Source organism: Qipengyuania gaetbuli (assembly GCF_009827315.1).
GTDB classification, from domain to species: Bacteria; Pseudomonadota; Alphaproteobacteria; order Sphingomonadales; family Sphingomonadaceae; genus Qipengyuania; species Qipengyuania gaetbuli.
The window spans coordinates 1283116-1300408 of record NZ_WTYF01000004.1; the positions used below are offsets into that span (position 1 = coordinate 1283116).

19 protein-coding genes are annotated in these 17293 nt (G+C 65.7%); 10 read left to right on the plus strand and 9 right to left on the minus strand.

The window, feature by feature from the left end:
• Position 1: 1 nt before the first annotated feature.
• The 4 genes from GRI42_RS08755 to GRI42_RS08770 all read right to left on the minus strand — a co-directional run bounded on the left by GRI42_RS08755 (position 2) and on the right by GRI42_RS08770 (position 4515).
• Positions 2-943, minus strand: coding sequence for a tetratricopeptide repeat protein (locus GRI42_RS08755; protein WP_407692158.1), 942 nt, complete (start codon positions 941-943; stop codon positions 2-4).
• A gap of 73 nt (positions 944-1016) precedes the next feature.
• Positions 1017-1868 carry a helix-turn-helix domain-containing protein gene (locus tag GRI42_RS08760; RefSeq protein WP_160608131.1) on the minus strand — a complete coding sequence of 284 codons (852 nt, stop codon included), beginning with the start codon at positions 1866-1868 and terminating at the stop codon, positions 1017-1019.
• 138 nt (positions 1869-2006) lie between these two features.
• Positions 2007-4277, minus strand: a complete 2271-nt coding sequence (ptsP, locus tag GRI42_RS08765) for a phosphoenolpyruvate--protein phosphotransferase (RefSeq protein WP_160608132.1) — start codon at positions 4275-4277, stop codon at positions 2007-2009.
• Between the two features lie 82 nt (positions 4278-4359).
• The gene (locus GRI42_RS08770; RefSeq protein WP_160608133.1) at positions 4360-4515 is read right to left on the minus strand and encodes a YdcH family protein; all 156 of its coding nucleotides are present in this window, start codon (positions 4513-4515) and stop codon (positions 4360-4362) included.
• A gap of 151 nt (positions 4516-4666) precedes the next feature.
• Here GRI42_RS08770 and GRI42_RS08775 point away from each other — a divergent pair, with 151 nt between their 5' ends.
• Positions 4667-4876, plus strand: a complete 210-nt coding sequence (locus GRI42_RS08775; RefSeq protein ID WP_160608134.1) for a YdcH family protein — start codon at positions 4667-4669, stop codon at positions 4874-4876.
• Positions 4877-4962: 86 nt separating this feature from the next.
• A complete protein-coding gene (locus tag GRI42_RS08780; RefSeq protein ID WP_160608135.1) occupies positions 4963-5421 on the plus strand; it encodes a DUF1465 family protein in 459 nt (152 codons plus the stop codon).
• Here the strand turns inward: GRI42_RS08780 and GRI42_RS08785 are convergent, their stop codons facing one another.
• Positions 5422-6888: a glycerol kinase gene (locus GRI42_RS08785; RefSeq protein ID WP_160608136.1), complete on the minus strand. Its 1467-nt coding sequence runs from the start codon at positions 6886-6888 to the stop codon at positions 5422-5424.
• A gap of 62 nt (positions 6889-6950) precedes the next feature.
• Here GRI42_RS08785 and GRI42_RS08790 point away from each other — a divergent pair, with 62 nt between their 5' ends.
• The 5 genes from GRI42_RS08790 (at position 6951) to GRI42_RS08810 (ending at position 11772) form a co-directional block, all read left to right on the plus strand.
• Positions 6951-7823, plus strand: a complete 873-nt coding sequence (locus GRI42_RS08790) for an MBL fold metallo-hydrolase (RefSeq protein ID WP_160608137.1) — start codon at positions 6951-6953, stop codon at positions 7821-7823.
• On the plus strand, positions 7808-8500 hold the full coding sequence (locus GRI42_RS08795; RefSeq protein WP_160608138.1) for a DUF4230 domain-containing protein: 693 nt from the start codon (positions 7808-7810) through the stop codon (positions 8498-8500). The genes GRI42_RS08790 and GRI42_RS08795 overlap by 16 nt, the downstream gene beginning before the upstream one ends.
• Positions 8501-8581: 81 nt before the next feature.
• Positions 8582-9364, plus strand: a complete 783-nt coding sequence (locus tag GRI42_RS08800; RefSeq protein WP_160608139.1) for a hypothetical protein — start codon at positions 8582-8584, stop codon at positions 9362-9364.
• Between the two features lie 70 nt (positions 9365-9434).
• Positions 9435-10421 (plus strand): quinolinate synthase NadA, encoded by a 987-nt coding sequence (nadA, locus tag GRI42_RS08805; RefSeq protein ID WP_160608140.1) that lies wholly within the window; start codon positions 9435-9437, stop codon positions 10419-10421.
• A 34-nt stretch (positions 10422-10455) separates the two neighbouring features.
• The gene (locus GRI42_RS08810; protein WP_160608141.1) at positions 10456-11772 is read left to right on the plus strand and encodes a DUF2254 domain-containing protein; all 1317 of its coding nucleotides are present in this window, start codon (positions 10456-10458) and stop codon (positions 11770-11772) included.
• A gap of 3 nt (positions 11773-11775) precedes the next feature.
• Here the strand turns inward: GRI42_RS08810 and GRI42_RS08815 are convergent, their stop codons facing one another.
• Complete coding sequence (locus GRI42_RS08815) at positions 11776-12693, minus strand: DMT family transporter (RefSeq protein WP_160608142.1); 918 nt, start codon at positions 12691-12693, stop codon at positions 11776-11778.
• 56 nt (positions 12694-12749) lie between these two features.
• Between GRI42_RS08815 and GRI42_RS08820 the strand changes: the two genes are divergently transcribed.
• Positions 12750-13862 (plus strand): alkene reductase, encoded by a 1113-nt coding sequence (locus tag GRI42_RS08820; RefSeq protein ID WP_160608143.1) that lies wholly within the window; start codon positions 12750-12752, stop codon positions 13860-13862.
• A gap of 43 nt (positions 13863-13905) precedes the next feature.
• Positions 13906-14781: an HpcH/HpaI aldolase/citrate lyase family protein gene (locus GRI42_RS08825; protein WP_160608144.1), complete on the plus strand. Its 876-nt coding sequence runs from the start codon at positions 13906-13908 to the stop codon at positions 14779-14781.
• Here the strand turns inward: GRI42_RS08825 and GRI42_RS08830 are convergent.
• Together GRI42_RS08830 and lipB are read right to left on the minus strand one after the other, a co-directional pair.
• On the minus strand, positions 14778-15092 hold the full coding sequence (locus GRI42_RS08830) for a hypothetical protein (RefSeq protein ID WP_160608145.1): 315 nt from the start codon (positions 15090-15092) through the stop codon (positions 14778-14780). The two genes, GRI42_RS08825 and GRI42_RS08830, sit on opposite strands and share 4 nt — an antisense overlap.
• A complete protein-coding gene (gene lipB / locus GRI42_RS08835; RefSeq protein WP_160608146.1) occupies positions 15089-15760 on the minus strand; it encodes a lipoyl(octanoyl) transferase LipB in 672 nt (223 codons plus the stop codon). The genes GRI42_RS08830 and lipB overlap by 4 nt, the downstream gene beginning before the upstream one ends.
• Before the next feature lie 59 nt (positions 15761-15819).
• Here lipB and GRI42_RS08840 point away from each other — a divergent pair, with 59 nt between their 5' ends.
• The gene (locus GRI42_RS08840) at positions 15820-16647 is read left to right on the plus strand and encodes a glycerophosphoryl diester phosphodiesterase membrane domain-containing protein (RefSeq protein WP_160608147.1); all 828 of its coding nucleotides are present in this window, start codon (positions 15820-15822) and stop codon (positions 16645-16647) included.
• Here the strand turns inward: GRI42_RS08840 and GRI42_RS08845 are convergent.
• Complete coding sequence (locus GRI42_RS08845) at positions 16644-17279, minus strand: class I SAM-dependent methyltransferase (protein ID WP_160608148.1); 636 nt, start codon at positions 17277-17279, stop codon at positions 16644-16646. The two genes, GRI42_RS08840 and GRI42_RS08845, sit on opposite strands and share 4 nt — an antisense overlap.
• Positions 17280-17293 lie beyond the last annotated feature (14 nt).

Below are 17293 nucleotides of genomic sequence, written 5' to 3' on the forward strand. Positions count from 1 at the left end.
GTCAGCTACAGGTCACCTTGCCGAGATTGCGCTCGTACTGGCCCTGCAGGCGTCCGGCAGCGAGTGCCGGATAGGCTTCGCCGAATTCGGCGAGCGCGATGCAGGCCCGCTTGGTGTCCTTGAGCGCGATCATGGTCTCGGCGAGGTAGAGCAGGCTGTCGCCGGCGCGGGCACCGCCCTTGTCCGACTGGTAGTTCTTGAGGAACCACGGTGCCGCTTCATTGGGCTTCTTGTCGTCCAAATATGCGCGGCCCAGCAGGTTGCGCCCGTAGGTGGTGCGCCAATGGCTGGGGTAGCGTTCGACGAAAAGCGTCAGCTGCTGCTGCGCTTCGGGGAAGAAGCCCGCTTCCCACAGGCGGAAGCCGTAGGAGTATTCGTCATCCGCCGGATCGTCGGTCTGCGGCTTGGCGATGGCCTGGACCGCAGCGACACGCTCGGGGCTCGGCTGCGAAGCGGCGGGCTGCTGGGCCGCAGGCTGTGCGGCGGGGCGCTGCGTTGCAGACGGCTGCGTGGCCGGCTGGGCAGCAGCCACCTGCGCAGGAGCCGAGGTCGCAGTGCCACCGGCTTCGAGCACCTCGATGCGTTCTTCGAGCAGGCGCATGGCGTTGCTGCCGACTTCGTATTGCGCGGTCAGGCGCTGCAGCTGTGCCTCGAGCGCGTCGAGACGGGTTAGGATATCGGTCACTGCGGTGGTCGAGGTGGTGCTGGCCGTGCTCGGCTGGGCGGCAGGCTGGCCGGTAATCTGCGGCTCGAAATAGCGACCGTCCCCGCCCGGAAAGACCTTGCGCTGGAGCGCGCGGACTTCCGCTTCGAGCTTGCGGATGCGTGCCTCGCCGTCGTCCTGTGCGGCGACCGGCATCGCCGTTGCCGCCATGGCCAGTGCGATCCCACCGAGACCGAATCCGCGTGCAATGCGCGTGATCTTCACGCCCGTTCTCCTCATGTCGAAAATCAAAGTGAATCTAGCCCTAGCCCCGCGAAACTGTCGAGGGGATGAAGGCGGTTTTCCGCCGCGATCAGGTTGCCGGAGTGGCCGCGGCGGCTGGCGTGGCGGATGCGGTCGGCGCGGGGGCCGGGGCAGCGGGACGTGCAAGCAGCGCCTCTGCGCTAACCGGCATGTCGCTGACCACCGTGTCCTCTTCGGACAGTTTTGGGACGGGACGTCCGCCGATCGTGATGGCGAAGGCATAGGGGCGCCCGGTGCGGATCTGCGGCCCTTCCGCATCTGCCGGAACCGTGAAGGTGTCACCCTTGTCCATCAGGCCTTCGAACAGGCGTTCGCCCTGCGCGTCGTAAAAACGCACCCAGGTGCCGTCCATCTCGCTGGTGAATACCACCGGCCCGCCGGTAGGCGTGGCCGCCGGAGAAGGGGTCGCCTGCTGCGCGCCTTCGTTGGCCGCAACTTGCTCGGCCGGGTCCTGCAGCGGTGCGGGGCCGAGGCCGGGTGCGAAATAGCTGCGGTAGAAGGCATAGATGCCGCCCATCAGCAGGATTGCGGCAAAAACGGTGAACCACGCGAGGCCGCGACCGGGGACGCGGGCCGGATCGCCCGGTTCGAACTTGGCCGGTGCATTGCGATGATCGCCGCCGTCCTGCGCCAGTTCCTCGCGCACCTGGTCGAGGATGTCGCGCTCGTCGAGGTCCATCGTGCGCGCATAGGTCCGGCTGAAACCGATCGCATAGGTGCGCGAAGGCAGGGCCGCGAAATTGCCCGCCTCGATGGCCTGGAGATGCCTTTGGGGGATGCGCGTTTCTGCGGCGACCTGCTCAAGCCCGAGGCCCTTTGCCTCGCGCGCCTGACGCAGCCGCTCGCCAGCGCTGAGCGCACGCGTGCCTTCCTGTTCGACGATGGCGTCTTCTTCTTCCATGCGATTCCCGAATGTTAGTACCCGGCGGGTTTTTCCCGCTCCCGTGCGCGGTAGAATGGGAGTGACCCCCTACCTGTCAAGCACAGATAGTATCACAGACCGGACGCAGGGACGAGGCGCACCGCGCAAGCGACGAAATCAGTCGAGTTCGATGTCGTTCGCCTCGGCCCATTCCGTCAGCGCCGCGCGCATGTCTGCCGGCGGATTGAGCAGCAGGCGCTGCATGTGCTTGGTGAGGTCGGGCAAGTAGACCTTGCGCACCAGTTCCTTGATCGGGCCCACCGCTGCCGGAGTAATCGAGAAGCGGGTATAACCAAGGCCCATCAGCGCGAGCGCTTCGAGCCTGCGCCCGCCCATCTCGCCGCAAATGCCGAGACGGACCTTGCTGCCGACCATCGCCTTCGACACGCGGTCGAGGAAGCGCAGGATCGAAGGGCTCAGCCAGTCGTAGCGTTCGGCGAGCTTGGGATTGGCGCGGTCGGCGGCAAACAGGAACTGCGTGAGGTCGTTCGTGCCGACCGACACGAAGGATACCTTGGGCAGCAGCAGATCCAGCACCTCGGCCAGCGAGGGCACTTCGAGCATGCAGCCGTATTCGATGCTGTCGGGCATCTGCCTGCGCCGTTCACGCAGGAATTCGGCCTGGTCTTCGAAAATTTCCTTCGCTGCATCGAATTCCCACGGCTCGGACACCATGGGGAACATGACCGAAAGCTGGCGGCCCGCCGCCGCTTCGAGCAGGGCGCGCGCCTGGACCTTGAGCAGGCCTTCGCGCTCGAGCGAGAGGCGCAGCGCACGCCAGCCCATCGCCGGGTTCTCGTCCCGCTCGGCCGTGTTGTTGTCGAGATAGGGCACGGCCTTATCACCGCCGATATCGACCGTCCGGAAAATGACCTTCTTTCCATCCGCTGCGTCGAGCACGTCGCGGTAGAGCCGCATCTGCCGCTCGCGCTGCGGCAGGGTCGACGAGACGAGGAACTGGAACTCGGTGCGGAAGAGGCCGATCCCGTCAGCGCCGGTGAGCTGCAGCGCGCTGACATCGTCGCGCAGGCCGGCGTTGATCATCACCGTGATGCGCGTGCCATCGCGCGTGAAGGGTTCGACATCGCGCAGTTCGGCATAGGCCGCCTGCTTCTCGCGCGTCTTGGCGAAGCGCGCATCGAAAGCATCCCACATGGGCTGCGAGGGGCGCAGGGTGACCGTGCCCTTGTCCGCATCGACGAGGATTTCGTCGCCCTCGGAGACTTTCGAATTGATCCCGTGCACGCGGCCGAGGACCGGAATACCCATGGCCCGCGCCACGATCACGACATGCGCGGTGAGGGAACCTTCCTCCAGTACCACGCCCTTGAGGCGGCGGCGGTCGTATTCAAGCAGCTCGGCCGGACCGAGATTGCGCGCGATCAGGATGGTGTCGCGCCTCAGCCCCTGCGAGGCCGCCGTGCCGAGCTGCCCCGACACGATACGCAGCAGGCGGTTCGACAGGTCTTCGAGGTCGTGCATGCGATCGGCCAGCAGCGGATCGTCGATCTCGCGCATCCGCATGCGGGTGCGCTGCTGGACCCGCTCGATCGCCGCCTCTGCAGTAAGACCGCTGTCGATCGCTTCGTTGATCCGGCGGCTCCAGCCTTCGTCATAGGCGAACATCTTGTAGGTCTCGAGGACCTCGACGTGTTCGCCGCCCTTCCCGAATTCCGGCTCCTTGGCCATGGCGTCGATCTGGTCGCGCATCTTGTCGAAGGCGCGGTAGACGCGCTGGCGTTCCGCCTCGACGTCTTCTGCGACGACCTGGTCGATCTCGATGCGCGGCTGATGGAAGACGGCAGCGCCTGCTGCCAGTCCCTTCACCAAGGTCAGCCCTTCTAGGATTTCGGTTTCGGTCGAAGCCTCGCCAAGGTCGAACGCGTTCTCGCCGTCGACCAGTTCCTTGTGGGCGATGAGTTCGGACAGGATCATCGCCGTTGTCTGGAGCGCCTCGATCTCCACGTCCTCGTAGCGGCGCGGCTCCACGTGCTGGACGCAGAGCACGCCCACCGCCCGTTCGCGGTAGACGATGGGGACCCCGGCGAAGGAATGGTATTTCTCCTCCCCCGTTTCCGGGCGGTAGAGGAAGTCCGGGTGGGCCCGCGCCTCGGCGAGGTTAAGCGTCTCGATGTTCTTGGCAATCGTGCCGGTCAGCCCTTCGCCCACCGCCATGCGGGTAACGTGAACCGCTTCGGGATTGAGGCCGCGGGTGGCGTAAAGCTCCAGCGCCCCTTCGCGCAGGAGGTAGATGGAGCACACCTCGCTGGTCAGCGCATCGGCGATGATATCGACCACGCGGTCGAGCTTGTGCTGGGCATGAGTGCGCCCTGCCATGACTTCGTGCAGGCGCGTGAGAATCTGGCGAGCGGATGCAACGGCGGACATGGCTCGCTGCTATATCAAAAAGGGGCGCCGCGAAAGCGGGACGCGGGGTCTTTGCCCCCGCCCCGCTCGCGATATCATGCGCTTAATGCGCGGCGAGTTCTTCCTTGATCCTGAGCTTCTGCTTCTTGATCTGCTGGATCATCGCGATGTCGGGCGCAGGTCGGGACTGTTCGTCGTGCAGGCGAGCTTCGAGCCCGGCATGCTTGGCCTTCAGTGCGTCGACATGTGATGAGTGCATCGGATGGTCTCCTTCGTAGGTTGCGACCCCTCAAAGGCGACTCGTGCCGTTGCGGAACGAGCCGCAGGCCAATTATCAAATCACATTCTTGCGAATTTACAAAGCGCCCGCTTCGGGCCATGCGACGAAGCGAGATTCGGGGAAGACGACGGTGAACGAACAGGAGCTGCGCAAGAGGCTGGAATTGCTCCGGAGCGAGCATCGCGACCTCGATGTCGCGATCGTGGCGCTGTCCGAAGCGGGCGAGAAAGGCGGCTTCGTCGACCAGCTGCAGATCGCGCGCCTCAAGAAACGCAAGCTGCAGCTGAAGGACCGTATCTCGCTGATCGAGGACAATCTGATCCCCGACATCATCGCGTAAGGCCCCGCGTCTCACCTCGGGACAGGCGCGCGCTGCGCGCTGGCAGGCGGGCATCGATGACTGTAACGCGGCATTGGAAGAGAACGATGGATCGCACCGTAACCGAAAAGGTCGTCGAGGACCTCTACGCGGAAGCCCTGCTGCTGGCCGACGAGACGCGTGCGGCCTTCGACCTGCGCGACGGCACCGAAGACGGTCCCGAAAATTCCAACGAAACGCGCATCGCCATGTCGATCGAGGGGCTTCGCACCACCACGCGGGTGATGCACGTGCTCGCGTGGCTGCTCAACCAGCGCGCGTACCTGGCCGGCGAGATTTCCGCTCGCCAGTTGCAGAAGGCCGGCACGCTCGGCACCGAACGTCCGTCCGACCCGCGCAATATGGCGGTCCTGCCGATCGCAATGCGCGCCCTCATTCGCGATACCGAACGCCTTTATGGCCGTGTGGCGCGCCTCGACGCGGAACAGCGCAGCGTGCGTGCCGCGAACGACGATCCGGTCGGCGACCTGCGCGGACGCATCGCGCAGGCTTTCAACGCCGGCTGATCAGGCAGCGGACAGCGCGCGGGCGTAACGCGCCAGCCGCGCCTTCCTGACCTCCTCGTCCATATCCGGAGCGAAACAGGCCGCATTGCCGCGCATGGCATCGGCGGCTGCAGGCAGGTCGGGATGAAGCCCCGCGCCAACGGCCGCGCACATGGCCGCGCCAAGCGCGGTCGTTTCGACGAAGTCAGGCCGTTCGACCTCGAGGTCGAGAATATTCGCCAGGTCCTGCGCCATCCAGTCGTTCGCGCTCATCCCGCCGTCGATCTTCAGCCGGGTCCATGCCGCGCCGTCGGCGGCGAAGGCCTGCGCGAGATCGTGGGTCTGGTGGGCCATTGCCTCCAGCGCCGCACGCGCGATCTGCGCGCGTCCGCTGGCAAAGCTGAGGCCTGAAATGACCCCGCGGGCATCGGGCTTCCAGTGCGGCGCGCCAAGTCCGGCAAGCGCAGGCACGATGACCACCTCGCCGCTGTCCTCGATCGAGCGGGCGAGATCCTCGGTCTCTGCCGCGCTGCCGATCAGGCCGAGCTGGTCGCGCAGGTACTGGATCAGGCTGCCGGCCACGAAACACGCGCCTTCCAGCGCATAGGTGCGCTTGCCTTTGCCCTGGCACAGCACGGTCCCCAGCAGGCGATGCTCCGAACGCGGAACCTTCGCCCCCTTGTTGGTGAGCACAAAGGCGCCCGTGCCGTAAGTCGCCTTGGTCTCCCCGAAGGACAGGCAGCCCTGCCCGATGGTGGCGGACTGCTGGTCGCCGACGAGGCCGCAGATCGGGATCGTCCGCCCCAGCCATTCCGCGCCCGCTTCCGCCAGCGGGCCGTGGGTGTCGACCACGCGCGGGAGCGCTGCACGCGGCACACCGAACAGCTCGCACAGTTCCTCGTCGAAATCGGCCCCTTCGAGCGGCAACAGGAGCGTGCGGCTGGCATTGCTCGCATCCGAGATGTGCACCCCGCCGGTCAGCCGGAAAACGAGCCAGCTCTCGATAGTCCCGAAAGCGAGCGAGCCGTCTGCTGCGGCAGCCTTTACGCCCGCGTCATTGTCGAGCAGCCAGCGCATCTTGGTGCCGGAAAAATAGGGGTCGAGCAGCAGGCCGGTCTTTTCCTGCACCAGCGGTTCGTGCCCTGCTTCCTTCAGCGCGGCGCAGAAATCGGCCGTCCGGCGATCCTGCCAGACGATGGCGCGCGCAAGCGGCACGCCCGTACCGCGATCCCACGCCACCACCGTCTCGCGCTGGTTGGTGATACCGATCGCCGCAATGTCTTCGGCACCCTCTTCTCCTACCGCCTCGCGCATGCAGGACAGCGTCTTCTGCCAGATTTCTTCCGCATCGTGTTCGACCCAGCCGGGCCGGGGATAATGCTGCGTCAATTCGGCCTGCGCGACCGAGGCGAGCTTGCCGTCGCGGCCGAAGACCATGGCGCGTGTCGATGTCGTCCCGGCATCTAGGACCAGAATGCACTCGGCCATGAAATCTCCCTTCTCGCTGGCGGGTGGTGACATGAACCGCGACACCGCCCATATGCAACCCCATGGCAGGTCCTCCTCCCAAACCATGGCCCACGGGCGAAGCGCAGCAGCTGGAACCGCTGGTGCGGCGCGTGCTCGCACCCAACCCGTCGCCCTACACCTATACCGGCACGCAGACCTACGTGGTCGGGATCGGCGGCGGCTGCGCGGTCATCGATCCGGGGCCGGACGATCCGGCGCACTTGCTCGCGCTCGATGCGGCGATCGGGGACGAACACGTCTGCGCGATCATGTGCACGCACACACACCGCGACCATTCGCCCGGCGCTCGGCCTCTGGCCAAGCGCACCGGCGCGCCCATCGTCGGCTGTGCGCCGCTGGTGCTGGACGACAGCGGACCGCGCGCCGATGCATCCTTCGACCGGGATTACGAGCCCGACCGCGTCCTTGCCGATGGCGAGGCGATGACCGGCCCCGGCTGGACGCTGCGCGCGGTAGCAACGCCCGGCCATGTCTCGAACCACCTGTGTTTTGCCCTCGAAGAAAGCGGCGCGCTGTTCACCGGCGACCACGTCATGGGCTGGTCGACCAGCGTGGTCGTGCCGCCCGATGGCGACATGGCCGATTACATGGCGAGCCTCGAAAAGCTCTACGTGCGCGAGGATCGGGTCTATTATCCCGCCCATGGCGAGGCGATCGACAAGCCGCGCCAGCTGGTACGCGGCATGATCGGTCACCGAAGGCAGCGCGAGAACCAGATCCTGCGGCACCTGCGCGACGGGCCGCACGCGGCGGGTGATTTCGTGCCCAAGATGTATCGCGGCCTCGATGAAAGGCTGCACGGCGCGGCGCGCATGTCGGTGACAGCACACCTCCTCGATCTGGAACGACGGGGGCTGGTGCAACGTTCGGGGGACATATGGCAGACGATCTGAAGCACGCAAAACCGGGCACGGTTTCCACGCCGGACCGCTACGGCGACAAGTCGCTGGCGCGGGTGCAGGCAGGTCCGTGGTTCATCGTTATCCTGCTCATCGCCGCCTGCGCATGGCTCGGCTGGCGGGCGTTCTTCTACCACGAAGAAGGCGATCCGGTGGGCAGCGCCATGCTTGCGTTCGAAAAGCAGAATTCGCTCACCGTTTTCTCGTCGCGCTTCGAAGTCGTCGCCGAAAGCGTCGACAAGCGCGGCGTGCTGGGCGTCGACCTGCTCGAGAGCCGGCAAGCGGCCGTCATCCCAGCCACGGTGGAATACCGGCTCGACCTGTCGAACATGGACCGCGACCGGTTCGAATGGAATGCGGCGAGCGAGACGCTGACGGTGATCCTGCCCGCGCTGAAGATCTCGCGCCCCAATCTCGACGAGGCGGCGCAGACGACCTTCACCGAAGGCACCTATGTCAGCCGCGATGCCAGCAGCGACCTGGCGCGCAACAATTCGCAGCAGGCCGAACGCAAGGCCGCCGCCTTCGCCAAGAACCCGCAGGTGCTGGCCATGGCACGCAGCGCCGCCAAGGAAGCGGTGCGCCAGAATCTCGCGATCCCGCTACAGGTTGCCGGCTGGGAGGATATCGAGGTGGTCGTCCGCTTCGACGGGGAAAGTCCGCCCGCCTGATTGACGCCTCCTCCCCCGGCCGATACCCCTAAGACCATAAAAGATAAGGGGTCGCGGAAACTTTGGGGGGAGTAACCGACCATGGCCAGTCTTGCTGCCGGTGATCAGGCGCAGAATTCCACGCGGGGTAATACCCGCTTCTTCACCATCATGGCGCTCGTCATGTCCTTCGTCATCGTGGCGGGCTTTTCGCTGAATCTGGCGATGGGGCGTTCGAGCTTCGACGTGCCGCTGCCCTACCACGTGCACGGCGTCATCTTCATGTTCTGGATCGGTCTCTACGTCGCCCAGCACCTGAGCGCGTCCTCGGGCAATTGGGCCTTCCACCGCAAGCTGGGCAAGATCGCCTATGCGCTCATCCCGCTGATGGTGCTGGCCGGCAGCACGATTATGATCGTGGTCGCCCGGCGCAACGGCGGCCCTTTCTTCTTCCATGTGAGCGAATTCCTCTGGAGCAACATGATGCTCCTGTGGACCTTCGGCTTCCTCGCGTTCTGGGCGCTGCGCCGGCAACGTTATACCGGATGGCACCGCCGCCTTATGCTGTGCGCAATGGCGATCCTGACCGGCCCGGGCCTTGGCCGTCTGCTGCCCCTGCCGCTGATGATCCCCAATGCCTGGCTGATCACGACGCTGGCGACGATGGTCTTCCCGGTCATTGGCATGATCGCCGACAAGCGCAGCGCCGGCCGTGTGCATCCCGCCTACTGGTGGGGCCTCGGCATCTATGTCGGTGTGTTCCTCGTCTCCTTGGCAATCGCTTACAGCAGCTTCGGGATCGGCGTGACCGAAAGCGTGATTGCGGAAACGCCGGGCGCCGACCGGCCGATGGAAGCGTTCCTGCCGCCCGGCTTCTCGATGTAGGCGAGGAACCCCCTCGCCTCTGCGCCCGTTCTGTCTATAAGCGCCACAAACGCATCAGACGGGACAGAGAATGACTGCCGAAACCAGCCTGCCGACCGGGGAAGACCTGCTTGCGGAGATCAACCGCCTCCGCAAGGAGAAGAACGCGATCATCCTCGCTCATTACTACCAGACCGCCGATATCCAGGATATCGCGGACTTCGTGGGCGACAGCCTGGAACTGTCGCGCAAGGCAGCGGAAACCGATGCCGACGTGATCGTGTTCTGCGGCGTGAAGTTCATGGCCGATACCGCCAAGATCCTGAGCCCGGAAAAGATCGTCGTCCTGCCGGACATGGATGCAGGCTGCAGCCTCGAAGACAGCTGCCCGCCGGAAAAGTTCAAGGCTTTCCGCGAAGCGCATCCCGATCACATCGCGCTGACCTACATCAACTGCTCGACCGAGGTGAAGGCGCTCAGCGACATCATCGTGACCAGCTCTTCGGCCGAAACGATCATCAGCCAGATCCCGGAAGACCAGAAGATCATCTTCGGCCCGGACCGTCACCTCGGCGGTTACATGAGCCGCAAGTTCGGCCGCGATATGCTGCTGTGGCCGGGCGTGTGCATCGTGCACGAGGCCTTCAGCGAGACCGAGCTGCTCAAATTGAAGGCGCAGTATCCCGATGCGCCGGTGGCCGCGCACCCCGAGTGCCCGCCGACCATCATCGACCATGCCGACTATGTCGGTTCGACCAGCGGCATCCTGCAGTTCGCCAAGACCTTCGAAGGCGACACGCTGATCGTGGCGACCGAACCGCACATCATCCACCAGATGGAAAAGGCACTGCCCGAAAAGACATTCATCGGCGCGCCGGGTGCGGACGGGAACTGCAGCTGCAACATCTGCCCCTACATGGCCCTCAACACCATGGAGAAGATGTACGCCTGCCTGCGCGATCTCGAACCGCGTATCGAGATCGAGGAAGGCCTGCGCCTGAAAGCCAAGCAGAGCCTCGACAGGATGCTCGAAATGGCCAGCGGCACGATCGGCAAGGGCGACCTCGGCAAGGTCTGAGGCACCTACTCTGCGCCCACGCGTTGGGCGCTACATGACGGCAGATATCCGCTTCTTCTGGGCGCGCCTCAACGCCAATTACTGGTTCTACCCCGCGCTCTTCTCGATCGCGGCGGCGTTGCTGGCCTTTTCCATGGTCTGGCTGGACAGGAACGGCTTTGCCGAATTCCTGAACGAGGTCGACTGGATCGTGCCCGCACGCCCCAAGGGCGCGGCGGACATGCTGACCGTGATGGCAGGCAGCATGATCGGGGTCGCCTCCACGGTCTTTTCCATCACCATTGCGGCGGTCGCCTATGCCAGCGGCAATTACGGCCCGCGCCTGCTGACCAATTTCATGGAGGACCGGGGCAACCAGCTGAGCCTTGCGACCTTCATCGGAAGCTTCGTCTATGCGCTGATCGTCTTGCGCGCCGTGCGGGCGGAGGACGAGACGCCCGCAGCCCTGTCCGATGCGGCAGCCACCGCGCTGCCCGGCTTCACCCCCCAACTTTCGCTGCTGGTCGCCTATGCCCTGATGGCGCTGTGCGTCGCCGTGCTCGTGTTCTTCCTCAACCACATCCCGTCGAGCATCCGCATCAACAAGGTCCTGCAGGGGATCGGCGAGCGCCTTCTCGCCAAGATCCGCGACACCTATCCGGTCGAGGACGAGTTCGCCGATGCGGTCGAGCCCAAGGGCGGTGAACCGATTACGGCGACCGGCACGGGCTATGTCCAGATGATCGACTTCGGCGGGCTGGTGGAAATCGCCCGCGGCTGCGGCTGCACCTTCTCGCTGGTCGTGCGGACCGGCGACTTCGTCCACCGCGACATGCCGCTGATGCTGATCGAAGGCTGCAAGCCGGAGAATATCGAGGACCGCGTGCGCGACTGCTACACGCTTGGCGCGACAAGGACACCCGAACAGGACCCGCAATTCCTCATCGACGAACTGGTGGAGATCGGCCTTCGCGCCCTGTCGCCCGGCATCAACGATCCTTTCACCGCCATCAATGCCCTGCACTGGCTGGGCGCGGCGACGGCTGAGATCGGGCGCCGCGACCTGCGGAAGGACGTGTGCGGCAGCGACGAGGAGGATTGCCCCGTCATTCCCGCGCCCGACGGCTTCGACCATTATGTGAAGCGCGGCTTCGGTGCGATCCGCAGCGCGGTGGCCACCTCTCCGATTGCAGCGGAGGTCATGCTCGACACGCTCGCCAATGCGGCGATTCCCTTGAGGCACGAGGACCGGCAGGCCGTGCTGAAGTCGGAAGGTGAACTGCTCGCGCAGCAAGTGAGCGTCAGCCTCGTCGGCCCGGACCTTGCAAGGTTCGAGGCGCGCTACGCCGAGTTCAACCGGAACTTCTGGTAGCGATCAGCGCGGCCGCGGGGCCCTCGCCCCGCCGGTGGTACTGCGCGCAAGGACCAGTGCCGCGCCGACCAGCGCCATGCCCAGCACATCCAGCGGAGCCAGCAGTTCGCCGAAAGCCGCCCAGCCCACGCTCGCCCCGACCGCAGGCTGGAGCAGCAACGCCATGCCGATGATGAGCGGCGGGAAGTGGCGCAGCGAGTAGACGAGCAGCCCCTGCCCCACCACCTGGCTGGTCAGGGCGAGGACGAAGACAGGCGTCCAACCTGCCGCGCCCGGCCAGACGGGCTCGCCATGCGCCAGTGCCATGAGCAATAGCAGGGGCGAGGCGGCTAGGCTGACAAGCAGCAGCACGCTCCACGGGCCGAGTGCGCTGCGCGCCCTCTGGGCGGGCAGGAGGTAGAAGGCATAGAACAGGCCGGCAGCGAGGCAGAATAGGTCGCCGACCAGATTCGCTTTCGAAATTTCGAGGCTGCGGCCGAGCAGGATCGCCGCACCCAGCAAGGCCGCCGCAACCCCTGCATATTCGCGGCCCGATGGCGCACGGCGCAGGGCCACCAGCCCCCAGATCATCAGGATCACGCTGCCCGAATTGCCGAAAAGCACTGCATTTCCCAGCCGCGTGCGCTCGATCCCGATATGCCAGCTGGCAAGGTCGAGCGCGAAGAAGCAGCCCGCTGCGACGACCAGCAGCGCCAGCCGCTTGTCGATCGGGCCGGGCGCCCTTTGCCGCCAAGCCAAGAGCGCTATCAGCGGGATCGGCAGGAACAGGCGCCAGAACGCCGAGGCGACCGGGCCGGTATCGGCAAGGCGCACCAGCCAGGGGCCAAGGGCGAGCGCGACATTGCCCGCAATCAGCGCGGCAAAGTGCCATGCACCGGGCTGAAAGCCATTCTTGTCGGCGATGGTGCTTGTGTCCCCCATTTCGGCTCCCTAGCTCCCCTTGCACATACAAGTCAGCAAAAAGGGACTTTGCCGCGATGCATGAAAAGCTGTTCGACCCGCTCAAACTCGGCGCCATCGAAGCGAAAAACCGGATCCTCATGGCTCCGCTCACGCGCGGCAGGTCGACCCAGCCCGGCTCGATCCCGAACGAGATGATGGCGACCTATTACCGCCAGCGCGCCAGTGCGGGCCTGATCATTTCGGAGGCCACCGGCATCAGCGTGGAAGGCCTCGGCTGGCCCGCAGCGCCCGGCATCTGGAGCGACGAGCAGGTCGAAGGCTGGAAGCTGGTGACCGATGCCGTTCACGAAGAAGGCGGCGCCATCGTCCTCCAGCTGTGGCACATGGGCCGTCTGGTCCACCCCGACTTCCTCGGCGGCAACCCGCCTGTTTCGGCCAGCGCCACCTGCGCGCCTGGCCATGCCCACACCTTCGAAGGCCGCAAGGATTACGAACCGGCCCGTGCGCTCGGCAAGGACGAGATTGCGCGCGTGGTGGACGACTATCGCCATGCCGCCGAAAACGCGAAGCGCGCCGGGTTCGACGGTGTCCAGCTGCACGGCGCGAATGGCTATCTCGTCGACCAGTTCCTGCGCGACAGCAGCAATCTGCGCGACGACGAATACGGCGGCAGCCCGGAAAACCGCACCCGCTTCCTGCGCGAAGTGCTGACCGCGCTGATCGACGTCTGGGGCGCAGACCGCGTCAGCGTACGCCTGTCGCCCAATGGCGAGACGCAGGGCTGCGACGACAGCGATCCGCCGGCGACCTTCGGCGCGGCCGCCAGGGTGGTCGAGGAACTCGGCCTCGGCTTCCTCGAACTGCGCGAGCCGGGTCCGGATGGCACCTTCGGCGCTACCGACGTGCCCAAGCAGAGCCCGCTGATCCGCCAGATCTATTCCGGCCCGCTGGTGCTCAACAGCGACTACACGCCCGAACAGGCGGTTGCCGATATCGAGGCAGGGCGCTGCGATGCGGTCAGCTGGGGCAGGGATTTCATCTCCAATCCCGATCTGCCTGAACGTTTTCGGCTGGGTGCAGAGCTGCAACCCAATGTAAACGTTCCGCAAAGCTGGTACCTTCCGGGGCCGGAAGGGTACATCGATTACCCCATGCTAACCAAAAGCGAGGAAACTGTCGGCGGGTGATTCGCCCATCCCGGCGCGGATCGTCCCTCAGGAGGGTCGATAAATGCGCTCGTGGATCGTGGTCCCGGCAGACAAGGACAAGGCACTGGGGCAGGTAGCAGGCTCAGGCGCGGACGCGGTCGTCATCGACCTCGCCCGCGCCGCCAGCGAGGACACCAAGCAACATACCCGGCTGGCCGCGCGTGACTGGCTGGTCTCGCACCGCTCGCAAGTGGTGGCGGCGCGCAGTTTCGCGCGCTGGGTACGTATCGGCCCCGTGTCGAGCCCGCACTGGCGCGCCGATCTCGAGGCTGCGATGGAAGGCGCGCCCGACGGCGTGGTCCTGGCCGAATGCATCGGCACCGACGAAGTCCAGCAGTTCGCCGCGGCCCTGTATGAATGCGAAAGCCGCGCAGGCGTGCGCAGCGGCGCGACCAAGATCATCCCGGAACTCGGCGCCAATCCCGCTGCGGCCCTGCACCTCCAACCCTTTGCCGAGGAAATCCATGCCCGCATCGTCGGGCTTGGCTGGGATGCCGCAGCGCTCGCCCGTTCGGTCGGCGCGCGGCGGATGCGCGGTCCGGGAGGGCTATGGACCGATGCACTGGCCTATGTCCGCGGGCAGGTCCTGCTGGCCGCCCATGCGCAAGGGCTGATGGCGATCGAGGCGGGCTTTCGCGACACGCGCGATGCCGAGGGGGCGAAACGCGCAGCGCTCGCCGCGCGCGGGGACGGGTTCAGCGGCATGATCGCCGTCCATCCTTCGCAAGTGGAAGCGATCAATGCCGCATTCGCACCCACGTCCGAGGAAATCGCCGAAGCGCGTGAAATCGTCGGCCTGTTCGCGCTCAATCCGGGTGCGGAAGCGCTACCGTCGCGGGGCCGCTATGTCCGGCAAGGCGACCTCGCACGCGCGCGAAAGCTGCTCGGCGAGGATTAGGCTTCCGGCTCCGCCTCTTCAGCGGGTTCGGGTTGTGCGTCCTCTTCGGGCGCTGCATCGGCATCGGCCTCGTCACCCTCTTCGCCGGTCGCATCCTCGCTATCGCCGGAAGAGCCCTCGCTGGGTGCCTGCCGCAGCGGAGGGGCCTGCGAGGTCACGGTATCGAGCGGAAGCATGGAATCGTCGATCGTGCCGCCGAGCACTTCGCCCTCAGCGCGCTGCGCATCGCCTGCCGCACCCTGATCGCCGGCCTGCTCCTGGCAGGCGGCAAGGGTCAGCGCCCCGAGTGCGATAATCATCAGTCGCTTCATGGCAGCGCGCATTCCTTTCCTTCGAGCGCGGCGAGGAAATCGCCTGCCCGCCGCTTCAATGCCTCATCGAAGGCATCAGGCGCAATATCGAGGCCGAGCCGCGCCATGCTGGTGACGCCGAACTCGTCGATCCCGCAGGGCACGATGCCGGTGAAGTGGGTGAGATCGGGGGCGAGGTTCACGGAGAAGCCGTGCATCGTGACCCAGCGGCGAACCCGCACACCGATCGCGCCGATCTTGGCCTCGCGTCCGTCGATATCGCGCGTCCAGATGCCGATCCGCCCGTCGCTGCGCCAGCATTCGACGCCGAGGTCGCCGAGCGTGGCGATCACCCAGCCTTCCACCGAGTGGACGAAGCAGCGCACGTCGCGCCCGCGCGACTTGAGGTCGAGCATCAGGTAGCCGACGCGCTGGCCCGGGCCGTGATAGGTGTAGCGTCCGCCGCGTCCCGCCTCGACCACTTCGAAGCGCGGGTCGAGCAGTTCGGCCCCGTCGGCGCTGGTCCCGGCGGTATAGACCGGCGGGTGCTCGAGCAGCCACACCAGTTCCTGCGCCTCGCCTTCGGAGACGGCCTTGTTGCGCGCCTCCATCTCCGCGAGCGCATCGCGATAGGGTACCTGCCCCTTCTCGGCACGCCATTCGACGGTTTCGGTGAGCATTTCGGACATGGGGAATTGCGTGGCGACGCAAGTCGCGCTTATCAAGAGCGAAAGAGAGGGGTTCGGCGATGAAATTCGATTTCGACAAGGGCTGGAACGAGGCACTGACGCTCATCAAGGGCAATTTCAGCCTGCTGGCGACGATCGCGGGCGTGCTGATCTTCCTGCCATCGGCCTTCGCCGCGATCATCTTCCCGAGCGCGAGCATCGAATCCTCGCTCGAAGGCTCGACCCAGCCGACCATGGAGCAGTTGCAGGGCGCGCTGGTGACGATGTTCAGCGAATACTGGTGGCTGTTCCTCGGCGTGTTCCTGCTCACCAGCCTCGCGCAGCTGGCCATGCTGGCACTGCTGCGCCGCCGTTCTTCCCCGACCGTCGGCGAGGCGCTGGCATCGGGGGCATCGCTGCTGCCGACCTTCATCGGCGCATACCTGCTGCAGGTCCTCGCCTATCTTGCGCCGATCTTCGTGCTGATCAGCCTGCCCGCCGCAGTCGGCCTCAAACCTGTTGCGCTGCTAGGCGCGCTCTTCGCCATTCCGCTGGTCGTCTATATCAGCATCAAGCTGTCTCTCTCCACGCCCATCATCGGCATCGAGGGAGAGCGCAACCCGGTGGCCGCGCTCAAGCGGTCCTGGGCCATGACCAAGGGCAATTCGCTGCGCCTGCTGGCCTTCTTCGTCCTGCTGGTGGTCGCGGCCGCCGTGCTGGTGCTGCTCCTAGGCTGGATCGTCGGCCTGGTCTTCGCGCTCGGCGGGGAGGAAGCCTCCAGCTTCGGCGCGGCGCTTTCGGCAGGGCTCATCGATGCCCTCGGCGCGGTCTTCGTGGTGAGCATCCTTGCCGCGATCCACGCGCAGCTTTCGCGCCTGTCCGCAGCAGATAAGGGTGAAGAGGCCTAGCCCTTCGGTTCCTTCCAACCCCAGAAGAGCTGGCAGGGCAACACGTTCAGCAGTTCGAAGCCGTTTTCGATACGCTCGAAATGGGGCGCCATGAAATCGCGCGCCTTGGCCGAGAACTGGTAGACGAGGAATGCGCCGCCCGGGCGGATGACGCGGTAGGTCGCCGCCGCGATGGCGGGACCGATGCCTGCGGGCAGCGTCGAGAAGGGCAGGCCGGACAGCACGTAATCGGCATGGTCGTGGCCATGCGCCTTCACGATCTCCTCTACGTCCGCGGCAGAACCGTGGACGGCAGAAAACCGGCTGTCGCGGAAATGCCTGCGCAGATAGTCGATGTAGAGCGGGTTGGTGTCGATCACGATCAGCGAGCCGTCACGCGGCAGGCGGTCGAGCACGGCCTGGCAGAAGGTGCCAACGCCAGGCCCGTATTCCACGAACAGCTTGCATTCGTCCCACTTCACGGGCGCCAGCATTTTCTCGATGGTGAAGCGCGAGGAGGGGATGATCGAGCCGACCATCTTGGGATGTTGGACAAAGCCGCGGAAGAACACGCCCCACTGGCCGAAAAAGCGCGCGGCCTTTTCCTTGAAATTGCGCCGCGGGATCGCCGGGGCATTGTCGTAACCGGTCAAGACTGACCCCTCTT